Annotated in this window: 11 protein-coding genes; 9 read left to right on the forward strand and 2 right to left on the reverse strand. The window is 32.1% G+C overall.

The features are described from left to right. Positions 1-2 precede the first annotated feature (2 nt). The 7 genes from hflX to clpX all read left to right on the forward strand — a co-directional run bounded on the left by hflX (position 3) and on the right by clpX (position 9,115). Complete coding sequence (hflX, locus tag KGNDJEFE_RS02635) at positions 3-1,247, forward strand: GTPase HflX (RefSeq protein ID WP_162214182.1); 1,245 nt, start codon at positions 3-5, stop codon at positions 1,245-1,247. A gap of 528 nt (positions 1,248-1,775) precedes the next feature. Beyond that, the gene (gene ligA, locus KGNDJEFE_RS02640) at positions 1,776-3,812 is read left to right on the forward strand and encodes an NAD-dependent DNA ligase LigA (RefSeq protein ID WP_006439662.1); all 2,037 of its coding nucleotides are present in this window, start codon (positions 1,776-1,778) and stop codon (positions 3,810-3,812) included. Between the two features lie 65 nt (positions 3,813-3,877). After that, a complete protein-coding gene (gene rph / locus KGNDJEFE_RS02645; RefSeq protein WP_006439663.1) occupies positions 3,878-5,227 on the forward strand; it encodes a ribonuclease PH in 1,350 nt (449 codons plus the stop codon). Continuing rightward, on the forward strand, positions 5,227-5,697 hold the full coding sequence (locus KGNDJEFE_RS02650) for a metallophosphoesterase (protein ID WP_006439664.1): 471 nt from the start codon (positions 5,227-5,229) through the stop codon (positions 5,695-5,697). The genes rph and KGNDJEFE_RS02650 overlap by 1 nt, the downstream gene beginning before the upstream one ends. A 184-nt stretch (positions 5,698-5,881) precedes the next feature. Continuing rightward, positions 5,882-7,165, forward strand: coding sequence for a trigger factor (gene tig / locus KGNDJEFE_RS02655; protein WP_006439665.1), 1,284 nt, complete (start codon positions 5,882-5,884; stop codon positions 7,163-7,165). Between the two features lie 108 nt (positions 7,166-7,273). Beyond that, on the forward strand, positions 7,274-7,861 hold the full coding sequence (gene clpP, locus KGNDJEFE_RS02660; protein WP_006439666.1) for an ATP-dependent Clp endopeptidase proteolytic subunit ClpP: 588 nt from the start codon (positions 7,274-7,276) through the stop codon (positions 7,859-7,861). A gap of 15 nt (positions 7,862-7,876) precedes the next feature. Beyond that, complete coding sequence (gene clpX, locus KGNDJEFE_RS02665) at positions 7,877-9,115, forward strand: ATP-dependent Clp protease ATP-binding subunit ClpX (protein ID WP_006439667.1); 1,239 nt, start codon at positions 7,877-7,879, stop codon at positions 9,113-9,115. Between the two features lie 699 nt (positions 9,116-9,814). On the opposite strand, the gene KGNDJEFE_RS02670 is transcribed toward clpX, so the two are convergent. Next, positions 9,815-10,342, reverse strand: coding sequence for a chromate transporter (locus KGNDJEFE_RS02670; RefSeq protein WP_006439668.1), 528 nt, complete (start codon positions 10,340-10,342; stop codon positions 9,815-9,817). Next, the gene (locus KGNDJEFE_RS02675; RefSeq protein ID WP_006439669.1) at positions 10,330-10,842 is read right to left on the reverse strand and encodes a chromate transporter; all 513 of its coding nucleotides are present in this window, start codon (positions 10,840-10,842) and stop codon (positions 10,330-10,332) included. Before KGNDJEFE_RS02675 ends, KGNDJEFE_RS02670 begins: the two co-directional genes overlap by 13 nt. Positions 10,843-11,178: 336 nt before the next feature. On the opposite strand from KGNDJEFE_RS02675, the gene lon reads away from it, so the two are divergent. Both lon and yihA read left to right on the forward strand, forming a co-directional pair. Further along, positions 11,179-13,533, forward strand: a complete 2,355-nt coding sequence (gene lon / locus KGNDJEFE_RS02680) for an endopeptidase La (RefSeq protein ID WP_006439670.1) — start codon at positions 11,179-11,181, stop codon at positions 13,531-13,533. 149 nt (positions 13,534-13,682) lie between these two features. After that, positions 13,683-14,294 (forward strand): ribosome biogenesis GTP-binding protein YihA/YsxC, encoded by a 612-nt coding sequence (gene yihA / locus KGNDJEFE_RS02685; protein ID WP_006439671.1) that lies wholly within the window; start codon positions 13,683-13,685, stop codon positions 14,292-14,294. Positions 14,295-14,402 lie beyond the last annotated feature (108 nt).

The raw sequence follows: 14,402 nt of genomic DNA on the forward strand, positions 1-14,402 counted from the left end.
AGATGATAAAAAAAGGAATAATTGTAGGAATTAATATAAATAATAAAAATAATTTTGATGAATCTATGGAAGAATTAAAAAATTTATGCTTAGCTTGCAAAATAGAAACTGTTGGTCAAATTAAGCAGAATTCAAAGAAAGTTAACTCTACTTTTTATATGGGTAGTGGGAAGATAGATGAATTAAAAAATTTAGTAGAAGAAAACAATGCAGATATAGTTATATTTAATAATGAATTATCAGCGTCACAAGTTAAAAATATTGAAGAAGAAATAAATTGTAATGTCATAGATAGAACTGCGTTAATATTAGATATCTTTGCAAATAGAGCAAAAACAAGAGAATCTAAATTACAAGTAGAGGTTGCGAAGCTCCAATATGAATTACCAAGATTAGTTGGTTCAAATGAAGATTTAGGTCGTCAAAGTGGTGGAGTAGGGACTAAAAACAGAGGCGCAGGAGAAACAAAATTAGAATTAGACCGTAGAAGAATAGAAGATAAAATTGCTAATTTAAATAAAGAGCTTGAAGTATTAAAAAATCAAAGAGAAGTACAAAAAAGTAAAAGGAAAAAATCTAATATTCCTAATGTAGCTTTAGTAGGATATACAAATGCTGGTAAGTCATCTGTTATGAATGCTTTAGTAGAGAAGTTTATAAATGATGAAGATAAAAAAGTATTTGAAAAAAATATGCTATTTGCAACTTTAGAAACTTATGTTAGAAATATAAAATTAGATAATAATAAATCTTTTTTATTATCAGATACAGTGGGATTTGTTGGGGATTTACCTCATAGTTTAGTAAAAGCTTTTAGGTCTACTCTAGAAGAAGTTTGTGATGCGGACTTATTACTTCATGTGATTGATATATCTAATCCTAATTATGAAAATCATATAAATGTAACAAATGAAACATTAAATCAAATAGGGGCGGATAATATTCCTGTGATTTATGTATATAATAAAGTTGATTTAATGGAATTAGATACATTCAATATAGAAGGGATGCTGGTTTCAGCTAAAAAATATATAGGTATAGAAGAATTATTGGAATCTATATGTAAAAATATATTTATGGATTATATAAAATGTAAGGTTATGGTTCCTTATAAAGATGGTAAAATGACATCTTATATAATTGATAGTTCAACTGTTCTAGAAACTGAATATACTAATGAAGGAACTTTATTTAGTATAGAATGTAGTAAAGAGGATTATGTTAAATACCAGTCATATATAATCTAGAGTGATTCTAGGTATCTATATAAACAATGCATAAATGAAAGAGGATGTCGCATACCAATTGAAAATTGTTCATGTGATAGCCTCTTTTATATTTGATAAGTAATTAGAAATGATTTTATTGTATGTGTTTATTGCAACAATAAAGTAAATAACTACAAATGATGCTAAAGACATTAAAATAGGATAAATAAATACTTCCAAAACCAATTAAGCTAGAGATAAATATACTTGTAAGAATGACTTTGTCTTTGTACGACTACGATGGGGAAAATGTGTATTAAAGAAATAACAAAAATACTTTAAATGAAATGTGTAAATTAAGTTAATGCTATAATATAATAAAGTGAACAATATTAATATATTGCGAAGTAGAAGGATAGGAGCTATGCTCCTATTTTTTTATATTTTTTATATCTAATTCAACAAATTTGATATAATTAAATATAGAAAGAATTAAAAAATAAAAATATTCTTCAATCAAGAGAAAAAATAATTCTTTCTCAAAAATAAAACTAGAGAGGAAACCATATGGGAAAAGAAGATATAAAACTACAAATAGATAATCTAATAGACAAAATAAACTACCACAGTGACAAATACTACAACCAAGATACTCCAGAAATCTCAGATTTCGAGTATGATATGCTTATGAAAGAACTAATCAAGCTCGAAGCAGAAAACCCAGAGTTCAAGAGAGTGGACTCTCCTTCTAATAGAGTTGGGGGGATGGCACTTGACAAGTTTGACCAGGTTACGCACAAAAATCCGATGCTTAGTCTATCAAACGCATACTCTGCTGAAGATTTAAGAGATTTTGACAGAAGAGTGAGAGAGATGACTGACGGGGATGTAGAGTATGTTGTTGAGTTTAAGATAGATGGACTTTCTGTAGGGATAACTTACGAAAATGGAGAGTTTAAAAGTGCTGCAACTAGAGGAAATGGGATAATTGGAGAGGATATTTCTAAAAATGTCATGACGATAAAGAGCATTCCTTTAAAGATTGACGATAAGAGAGAGATAATCGTCAGAGGAGAGGTTTACATATCTAAAGAAAATTTTGAAAAGGTCAATGAATATCAGGAAGAGCACGACCTACAGATATTTGCCAATCCGAGAAATTTAGCAGCAGGATCACTAAGACAGTTAGACTCAAAGCTAACTGCAAAGAGACCTTTAGACATATTTGTATTTAACCTAGAAAATATCAACGAATTAGATGGAATAGATACACACTCTGATTCATTAGAATACCTTAAAAAACTAGGCTTCTCAGTTAGTGAAAACTACAAAATCTGTAAATCAATAGATGAGGTTATAGAGTTTATAGAGTATTGGACAGAAAACAGAGGAAGTTTAAAATTCGATATAGATGGTATGGTTGTTAAGGTAAACAACATTGAGCAGAGAAATGAGATGGGATTTACAGCTAAGAGTCCAAGATGGGCTATTGCGTACAAGTTCCCAGCTGAGAGAAAGAAGAGCAAGATTTTAGATATTGAGGTAGAGGTTGGTAGAACAGGTACAATCACTCCAACAGCTATTCTTGAGCCTGTTAGACTAGCAGGTACTTCTGTTAGTAGGGCGACTCTTCACAACGAGGACTTTATCAGAGAAAAGGATATAAAATTATTTGACCATGTTATAGTTCAGAAGGCTGGGGATATTATTCCGCAGATAGTTGAGGTTGTGAAAGAGGATAGAACAGGGGATGAGAAAGATTTTGTCATGCCTAGTGTCTGCCCTGAGTGTGGTGAGCCGACAGTTAGACTTGAAGGTGAAGCTGCAGTTAAGTGTATAAATATCTCTTGTCCAGCTCAGATTAGAAGGGGAATGATCCACTTTGTTTCGAGAGAGGCTATGGATATAGATGGTATGGGTGAGTCAATAATCACATTATTCCTAAAAGAAGGTCTAATAAAAGACGTTTCTGATATATATTATCTAAAAAAAGAGCAGATTGTGCCACTTGAAAGAATGGGAGAAAAATCTGCTGATAATTTAATTAAAGCAATCGAAAAATCAAAATCAAACGACCTATGGAGATTGATAAATGGGTTAGGAATTAGATTTGTAGGCGTGAAAGGAGCTAAGATACTAGCTTCAAACTTCAGCAGTTTAGACGAAATTATAAACGCCGATGTTGAGAGATTACAGCAGCTTGAAGAGTTTGGAAGTATTATGTCTGAGAGTGTTGTAAAATTCTTTAGAGAAGAACAGAATTTAGCAGTTATTCAGAAGTTAAAAGATGCTGGGGTAAATACTGAAGCAGGTGAGGACAAATCTGAAGGTATACCACAGTTATTTGAAGGGATGAAGATAGTTCTTACTGGTACACTTCCTACATTAAAGAGAAATCAGGCTAAGGAGATTATAGAGCTTAGAGGTGGAAAGGCTACTTCAAGTGTTAGCAAGTCTACTACATTTGTGCTTGCTGGAGAGGAAGCTGGCTCAAAATTAACTAAGGCCAATGATTTAGGAATAAAGGTAATCGACGAGGATATGTTCTTAAAATTATCTGAAATGGGAAGCAAGGAAGATGTATTATCAGAACTTGGAATGTAATAAATAGCAAATAATAAATTAGTAATTTTAATATAAAAAAACTAAATAAGAGGTGATTTCACAGTATGGAAAGATTAGGAAATAGAGCAAATGACGAGATAAGACCAGTCAAGATAACTACGAATTTTACAAAATACGCAGCAGGATCTGTGCTTATCGAGATGGGAGAAACTAAAGTGATATGTACTGCAACAGTTGAAGACAAAGTACCACCATTTTTAAGAAATACAGGTACAGGTTGGATAAATGCAGAGTATTCTATGTTACCAAGTTCAACTCAGCAGAGAAAGATAAGAGATTCAGTTAGAGGAAAGATAGATGGAAGAACTCAGGAAATACAGAGATTAATAGGTAGAGCAATAAGATCTGTTATAGAATTAGATTTATTAGGAGAGAGAACTATATGGGTTGACTGCGATGTTATTCAGGCAGATGGAGGTACTAGAACAGCTTCAATAACTGGTGGGTTTGTTGCAGCAGCTCAGGCAATTTACGGACTTTATCAGAATAAAGAAATTAAAAAACTTCCTATTAAGAATTTCGTATCTGCAATAAGTGCAGGTGTTTTAAATGATGAGCATATATTAGACCTTTGTTACGAAGAAGATTCTGCAGCTAAGGTAGATATGAACTTTGTAATGACAGACAAAGGAGAGTTTGTAGAAGTTCAGGGAACTGGAGAAGAAGCTCCATTTAGTAGAGAAGATTTAAATAAATTATTAGAATTAGGGGAAAAAGGAAACAAAGAGCTAATAAAAATACAGAGAGCTGCAATCCCAGAAATAGGAGATGCTGTGCTTGGTATGGACTACGGAAAAGACGTGGTAATAGCTACAGGAAATAAACACAAATTACAGGAAATAGGGGATATACTAAAAGATTTCGACTATAATGTTATGTCTTTAAAAGATGTTGAATTAGACGGAATAGAAATAGTAGAAGACGGAAAAACATTTGAACACAATGCTTTGATAAAAGCGAGAACAATTTCAAAATTAACTAAGAAAATATCTATAGCAGATGACTCTGGTTTAGTTGTTGATTGTTTAGGAGGAAAACCGGGTATATACTCAGCGAGATATGCTGGAGAACATGCAACTGATGAAGAAAATAGAGTAAAATTATTCGAAGCTATGAAAGATGTTCCAATGGAAGATAGAACTGCGAGATTTGTAAGCGCAATAGGTGTTGTACTTCCAGATGGAAAAGAGTTTACTGTTAGAGGAACTGTTGAAGGTAAGATAACATTTGAGGAACATGGAGAAAATGGATTTGGATACGACTGCATGTTTATGCCTGATGGATTTGATACTACATTTGGTGAAATAGATCCAGAAATCAAAAACAGCATGAGTCACAGAGCAAATGCACTTAAAAAGATGAAAGAAGAATTTATTAAAAGGGTTGTGAGATAATGAAAATAGGTATAGTTAGCGATACTCATAGATTAGTTAGAAATATGGATAAAGCAATTCCGTACTTAGAGAATTGCGATTTAATAATTCATGCAGGGGATAACTACTCAGATGCGAGATATATTTATGGAGAAACAGGAGTAAATGTTATGGCTGTTGTAGGAAACTGCGACTTTGAAGATGCAGAGGACGAATTATTATTTGACTTTGGTGGAAAGAAATTTTTCGTGTGCCATGGACATAGATACGATGTAAAATACGGAACAAAATTTTTACAGACTAAGGCAGAAAGAGAAGGCGCAGATATAGTTGTGTTTGGGCACACTCATGAAACTTTTTCTGAAGTAATAAATGGAACACTTTATATAAATCCAGGTAGTCTTTCTCTTCCAAGAGGAGGCAGCAAAAGAGGATTTGCTATATTAGAAATCGACGGAGATAATATAAAAGTGAAGGAAGTAGAAATTTAATTTGAAGAATATCTATGACTTTTGAAAAAAGCTAAAAAAATAGCCAAATAATTGAAATATAATCATAAGAAAGGTTGTATTTAAAAAAAGTTATGTGATATAATTGAATAGTTATATAGAATTATGATGGATACAAATACCATAAATTGTAATATCAAAAGTATATTAGGAGGATTTTTAAGAAATGAAAGCAGAATTACTTAAAAAAGAAGGTAACGTAGTTACTTTAAAAATAACAGTTGACTACGATAAATTCAACGGAGCAGTTGAAAAAGCTTACAAAAAAACTAGAGGTAGATACAGCATACCTGGATTCAGAAAAGGTAAAGCTCCTAGAAAAATAATAGAAATGAACTACGGTGAAGGAATATTCTACGGAGATGCTATAGATGCATTATTCCCAGAAGTATTCGTACCAGCAGTAGAAGAAACTGGAATACTTCCAATAGGTGCTCCATCTATAGATGTAGATGAAATAAGCAAAGAAAACGGATTAGTTATGTCTGTAGAAGTAGAAGTTAGACCAGAAGTTAAATTAGGTGACTACAAAGGTGTAGAAGTTACTAAAGATGTTCCAGAAGTAACTGATACAATGATAACTGAAGAATTAGATAGAATGGTAGAAAAAAACTCTAGATTAGTAGACGTTGAAAGAAACGTTGAAGACGGAGATATAGTTAACATAGACTTCAAAGGATTTGTTGATGGAGAAGAATTCGAAGGTGGAAACGCTGAAGGATACGAATTAACAATAGGATCTCACACATTCATAGACAACTTTGAAGAACAGTTAGTTGGAAAAGCATTAAACGAAGAAGTAGAAGTTAATGTAACATTCCCAGAAGGATACTCAAGAGAAGATTTAGCTTCTAAACCAGCTAAATTCGAAGTTAAAATAAACGCTATAAAAGTTAGAGAAATGCCAGAATTAAATGATGAATTCGCAGCTGATACTACAGAATTCGAAACTTTAGATGAATTAAAAGCTGACATAAGAGCTAACTTAGAAGAACAGGCTAACAACATGGCTGAAAATCAGTTAAGAGAAGAATTAGTTAATAAAATAGCTGATGCAGCAGACTTCATAACTCCAAACGCTATGGTTGAAGATCAGTTAGACAGAATGATGCAGGATCTTAACTACCAGTTAATGAGCCAGGGATTACAGATGGAAATGTTATTAGAAATAACTGGTAAAGACTTAAATGGATTAAAAGAAGAAAGAAGAGAAGATGCTGAAAAATTAGTTAGAGGAACTCTTGTATTAGATGAAATAGCTAAATTAGAAAACATAGAAGCTTCTGAAGAAGACGTTGACGCTGAAATAGCTAAAATGGCTGAAATGTACAAAATGGAAGCAGAAGAAATGAAAAAAGCTTTAAGACCAGAAGATTTAGAAGACATAGCTGGTCAGTTAAAAGTTAGAAAAACAATAGACTTCCTAGTTGAAAATGCTACAATAGCATAGTTTTATAAATAGTCTATAAATATTTGAAAAAACAAGGCTGTCTAAAGCGATATTTGATATCTTAGGCAGCCTTATATTGAATGCAAAAAAAGAAAGGGGTTACATAAAATGGCATTAGTACCTTATGTTGTTGAACAGACAGGAAGAGGGGAAAGATCTTATGATATATTCTCTAGATTATTAAAGGATAGAATAATATTCTTATGTGATGAGGTAAATGATGATACTGCAGGACTTATAGTAGCTCAGCTTTTATTCTTAGAAGCAGAAGATCCAGATAAAGATATACATCTTTACATAAATTCACCAGGTGGAAGTATAACAGCTGGTATGGCTATATACGATACAATGAACTATATAAAACCAGATGTTAGTACAATATGTATAGGTATGGCTGCATCTATGGGTGCATTCTTACTTTCTTCAGGTGCAAAAGGTAAGAGATACGCACTTCCAAACAGTGAAATAATGATACACCAGCCACTAGGTGGAGCTCAGGGACAGGCAACAGAAATAGAAATCCGGGCTAAGAGAATAATAAGAATGAAAGAAAAATTAAACCAGATACTTTCTGAAAATACAGGTCAGCCTTTAGAAAAAATAATGGCAGATACAGAAAGAGATAACTTCATGGAAGCTGATGAAGCACTTGCATATGGTTTAATAGATGAAGTTATAACAAATAAACCGTTATAAGAGAGGAGAATTTTAATGGCAAAATTTGACGATAAAAAACAGCTAAAATGCTCTTTCTGCGGAAAAACTCAGGATCAGGTAAGAAGATTAATAGCAGGTCCAGATGTTTGTATATGTGATGAATGTGTTGAACTTTGCGAAGACATAATCAGAGAAGAATTTGAAGAAGCTAACGAAGAAACAACATCAATAGATTCATTACCAAAACCAAAGGAAATGATGGAAATATTAAATGATTACGTAATAGGACAGGAAAAAGCTAAGAAAGCTTTATCTGTTGCAGTTTACAATCATTATAAAAGAATATACAGCAATTCTGAAAATGATGTAGATATACAGAAAAGTAATATATTACTTTTAGGACCAACAGGTTCTGGTAAAACATTACTTGCTCAGACACTTGCTAAAACATTAAACGTTCCATTTGCTATGGCAGATGCAACAGCTCTTACTGAAGCTGGTTATGTTGGGGAAGACGTTGAAAACATACTTCTTAAACTTATCCAGGCTGCAGATAACGATGTAGAAAAAGCTGAAAAAGGTATAATCTACATAGACGAAATAGATAAAATAGCTAAAAAGTCAGAAAATGTATCTATAACAAGAGATGTCAGCGGAGAAGGTGTTCAGCAGGCACTTCTAAAAATATTAGAAGGAACTGTAGCTAATGTTCCACCACAGGGCGGAAGAAAACATCCAAACCGGGAATTTATCAAAATAGATACAACTAACATACTATTCATATTAGGTGGAGCATTTGACGGATTAGAACAGATAATCCAGAGAAGATCTAGTGAAAAAACTCTAGGATTTGGAGCTAAGATAGAAAGCAAGAAAAACCTAGACTTAGGAAAAATATATGAAAATGTACTACCAGAAGATTTACTAAAATATGGTATAATACCAGAATTTATAGGTAGAATCCCAGTAATAGCTACATTAAATATGCTAGATGAAGATGCATTAGTTACAATACTAAAAGAACCTAAAAATGCATTAGTAAAACAGTACAAGAAATTATTCGACATAGAAGATGTTGAGCTAGAATTTGAAGACGATGCACTAAGAGAAATAGCTAAGAAAGCTATAGACAGAAACACTGGTGCCAGAGGTCTAAGAAGTATAGTTGAAAACATAATGATGGATACAATGTATGAAGTACCATCTGAAGAAAATGTTGAAAAAGTAGTAGTAACTAAAGAAGCTGTAATAAATGATGATGTACAGCCAACTATAGTTTACAAAGAAAATTAATATGAAACGCAAAGAAGGGATGTCATATTTTTACGGCATCTCTTTTTTATTGCTAACTTTTAAATTTTTATTTGTATTTTTCTGAGTTTATTTACAAGAAATTCGCACGATGCTGTCCTTATTCTCCAGGCTTCGAACTTTGCCACCTTTTTAGCTGTTAGCTTTGCCAAGCTAACAAAAGGATGCAAAGTTCTGCAGATTGTTGAATATAGGACTAGCATCGCACAAATTCCAAAAGTAAGTTAACATTTCAGAAAAATACAAATAAAAATTTTAAAAAGTTAGCAAACATAAAAAAGAGAGATGCCATTAAAAAATATGACATTTCTTACATTTGCGTCAGCATATAAAATTTTCTGAACAAAAGTTGAGTACAGAGTTATATTTTTAAAAGATAAAAATAATGGCAGTTTATAAAATGGATATAAGAAGTATCAAAGGTTAATCTATTGGTGGTATTTTTTAAAATATAGATAGTGATGAATATAGAATTTTTTCTAAAAGAGTGATAAATGTAAAATAAAAGAGTGTTCAAGAGAAATGAAAACGACTATCTGCAGAGCTTTTTTTCCTATGAGCATTATGCTTGTAAAGCTAATGCTTATATAGGAAAAAGCTCGAAGCCAGGAGTCGAATTCTCTTGAACACTCTTTTTTAAGTTTACTTACTTTTAGAAAAAATTCTATATTCGTCTAGAGTTTAAAATAAGGCCATAAATATTCCAATAGCTCCAAATATGAATACTATAGCTATTGATCCAACTTTTTCTTTCTTTAATAAATATAACGCAACTAAGAATGCGATTATATCATATGCCCCCCAAGTAATTTCTTTACCAGAAGACACAGCAGCTGCAAGTATAAAACCTAGAGTTATAGGTCTTAATACTGTAAGCAAGTTTTCTACCTTTTTATTGTCCTTAAACTTATCCAATAAATGAGAGATAATTGTAAGTCCAACAAGTGAGAATATTACAACACCAACAGATGCAGCAAGTGATCCCCAGAAACCTGCAGTTTTAAAACCGACAAATGTAGCACTGTTTATCGCTATTGGCCCAGGAGTTGACTGAGATATTGCAAGCAAGTCTAAAAATTCCTGGTTAGTTATGAAGTGGTATTTATTGATAAATTCCTGCTGTATAAATGGAAGCATCGCATAGCCACCACCAAAACTGAATGCCCCAATCTTTAAGAATATTAGGAAAAGAAGTATTATTTTAGACATAAGCTATATACACCTCCTAATAGTATTAAATATATTGGACTTATATTTAAGAATGCTACAGCCACAAAAGAAACTACTAAGAAAATAATATTTCTTTTAGTTTTTGGAAGTTTTTCTAGCATTTTTATGAATGAGTATAATATAAGTGCTATAACAACTGGGTTGACTCCTCTAAAGAAACCGTCGAGTATTTTAGATGATGAGTTGGCAAAGTATAAATATGCTAAGGCTATAACTATACAGAATGAAGGCATAGTTGCACCTAATAGGCAAACTAAAACACCTTTTATACCGTTTATTCTATAACCTAAAAGTATAGAAATATTTGCTGCTAAAACACCGGGATAGCTTTGAGCTATAGAAAGATAGTCCAAAAATTCTTCCTCGCTGACTAATTTTTGTTTCTTTACAAGCTCGTCTTGGATTAGAGGAACCATAGCGTAACCTCCGCCGAAAGTAAATGCACCAATTTTAAAAAATGTTAAAAAAAGTTTGAGCATTTTAATCCTCCTTGTAAAAATAGATTTAATTTTTTTTAAATTTCAAATCAATTTCTATTATAACATATAATATATAAGTTAATATTATTTTTAAAATTACAAAAGTTATCTAAATAAAATGATTTTAATCTATTTATTGTAATTTATGACACTAAATAGGGTATAATAATAAATAGAGGCGTGATAGTAAAAATAATAATTGCAAATAAACCGAGATAAGGATATAATAATCTATTAAATGATAAAATTTAAAATATTTTCGGTTGAAAATTAATATCTGTAAAGATATAATAGAAAAAGCAGTAAAATTCTTAAAAAAGGAGATGAGGGCTGAATATGAGTAATAAAAATACTAAAATAGAACGTGAATTACCAGTAATACCTCTTAGAGGATTAACAATCTTTCCATATATGGTATTAAATTTTGATATAGGTAGGGAAATATCTCTAAATGCATTAGAAGAAGCTATGTTAAATGATGAGGTTATATTCCTTACTACACAGAAGGATCCAGAGATAGATGATCCAGATGAGGATGATTTCTACAAAGTAGGTACTATAGCAAATATTAAACAGATGATAAAATTACCTGGAGATGCTGTTAGAGTACTTGTAGAAGGGGTTACTAGAGCTACAATCAAAAGTGTAGATAAAGAAGAAGGATACTTTAAAGCTGTAGTAGAAGAAGTGGTAGAGGTTAAGGATGACGAAACTGAAACTGCTGAAAATGAAGAAGAAGCAAAAGAAATACAGGCGCTAGTTAGAAGTTTAATGGCTGCTTTTGAAGACTATATAAATATAGGAAACAAAATGTCTCCTGAGATATTAATAAGTCTTTCAGAAATAGACGATTACGGAAGATTAGTGGATACAATAGCTGCTAATATATATCTAAAAAATGATAAAAAGCAGGAAATAATAGAAGAATTCGATGTTAAGAAAAGACTAGAATTAATGTACTCTATCATATTAGAAGAAGTAGAAATAATGAAGATAGAGAAAAAAATAGCTTTAAGAGTAAAAAAACAGATGAGCAAAATCCAAAAAGAATACTACTTAAGAGAACAGTTAAGAGCTATTCAGAAAGAGCTTGGAGAAGACGAGGATACATCATCTGATGCTGAAAAATATAGAAAAAAATTAAAAACTCTAAAAGCACCAAAGGAAACAAAAGAAAAAATATCTAAAGAAATAGAAAAATTTGCTAGAATGAGTCCATCTTCACCTGATTCAGCAGTTAGTAGAAACTATTTAGATATGATATTCTCACTTCCTTGGAATAAGGAAACAAAAGAAAAATTAGATGTTAAAAAAGCAGAAGAGATATTAAATGAAGAACACTACGGATTAGATAAGGTTAAAGAAAGAATACTTGAATATTTATCAGTAAGAAAATTATCTAAATCTCCAAAAGGGCCGATAATCTGTCTTGTTGGACCTCCAGGTGTTGGTAAAACATCTATAGTTAAGTCTGTAGCTAAAGCATTAGGAAGAAAATATACTAGACTTTCTCTTGGTGGGGTTAGAGATGAAGCTGAAATAAGAGGACATAGAAGAACTTATGTAGGTGCAATTCCAGGTAGAATAATAAATGGAATGAAAGAAGCTGGTAGCAAGAACCCAGTATTCTTACTAGATGAAATAGATAAAATGGCATCTGATTATAAAGGTGATCCAGGTTCAGCAATGCTAGAAGTTCTAGATCCAGAGCAGAACAAAGGATTTGTAGACCATTATATGGAAATACCTTTTGATTTATCAAAGGTACTATTTATAACAACTGCAAATACTTTAGATACAGTACCTAGACCATTATTAGACAGAATGGAAGTTATAAGAATTTCTGGATATATAGAAGAAGAAAAATTAAATATAGCTCAGAAATACCTTCTTCCAAAACAGATAAAAGAAAATGCGCTTGCTGAAGGATTCGTTACAATGGACGAAGATGTTATGAGAAAATTAATAAATTCATACACTAGAGAAGCAGGTGTTAGAACATTAGAAAGAACAATAGGAAAAGTTTGTAGAAAAGTAGCTAAGAAATACGTTGAAGATCCAAGCTTAGAAGGATACGATGTTAAGATGGAAGACCTTCAGGAATTCTTAGGTAAAGAAATATTCAAATATGATTTAGCTAAAGATGAGCCAAGAGTAGGTCTTGTAACTGGTCTTGCTTGGACAGAAGTAGGTGGAGTTACTCTTGAAGTAGAGGTAAATGTGCTTAAAGGTAAGGGAGAAATAGTACTTACAGGTCAGCTAGGAGATGTTATGAAAGAGTCAGCTAGAGCTGGTATATCATACATAAGATCTAGAGCTGATGAGCTAGGCATAGATCCAGAATTCTACAAAAATACAGACATACACATACATTTACCAGAAGGAGCTACACCAAAAGATGGTCCTTCAGCTGGTATAACTATGGCTCTTGCTGTAATATCAGCGCTTACAGGTAGAGGAGTACCAGGAGATATAGCTATGACTGGTGAAATAACTCTAAGAGGTAGAGTACTTCCTGTTGGTGGAGTTAAGGAAAAATTATTAGCAGCACATAGAGCTGGTGTGAAAAAAGCACTTCTTCCAGTAGAATGTGAGGCTGATTTAGACGAAATACCAGAAAATGTAAAAGCTGATATGGAATTCGTATTAGTTGAGACAATGGACGATGTTTTAAAAGAAGCGTTAATATAATAGACTAATATAATTAGTGAAAAGATGTTTTTAAAAGAGCTATCTTTGGTATAAGATTGGCTCTTTTAAAAATTATTGATATGAGTACTAATATAATTATTGATATTAGTAATTACGATTTATAAATTTTAGAAAAGGACGGTGAAAGTATGAAAATAAGAAGCTCAGAGATAACAATGAGTGCTGTACATAGACACCAGTATCCTACAGACGGAATACCTGAGATAGCACTAGCTGGAAGATCTAATGTTGGGAAATCATCACTTACAAATGCTTTACTTAACAGAAGAAATTTCGCTAGAACAAGTTCTACACCAGGTAAGACAAGAACAATAAACTTCTACTTAATAAATAAGGAATTCTTCTTTGTCGATTTACCAGGGTATGGATATGCAAAGGTTGCTAAGTCTGAAAAGGATAAATGGGGACAGGTAATGGAGAGATACCTTCAGGATAGGGACGAGCTTTGTGCGATATTCCTTCTTGTAGATATAAGACACGAACCTACTGCAGATGATAAGATGATGTACGATTGGATAAAATACTACGGATATGATTGCGTTGTTGTTGCGACAAAAGCAGATAAGATATCTAGAGGACAGTATTTAAAACATTTAAGCGTTATAAGAAAGAAACTTCAGTTAGAAAAGGATGAAAAGATAATACCTGTATCTTCATCTAAAAAAACTGGAATAGAAGAACTATGGAGTGAAATAGTTGAGCAGTATAGAAAACATGGATACGAAATAACTGAAGATTAAAGTGAAGTAATAATTTTATAAACTTCATATTTTTAGACAAAGGAACAAAATTTATATTGTTATCCGCTCCAGGCAATCGAGTTGCATTGTCGCTGGCTAACAATATAA

This window comes from Peptacetobacter hiranonis (assembly GCF_008151785.1).
In the GTDB taxonomy this organism is placed as follows: Bacteria; Bacillota; Clostridia; order Peptostreptococcales; family Peptostreptococcaceae; genus Peptacetobacter; species Peptacetobacter hiranonis.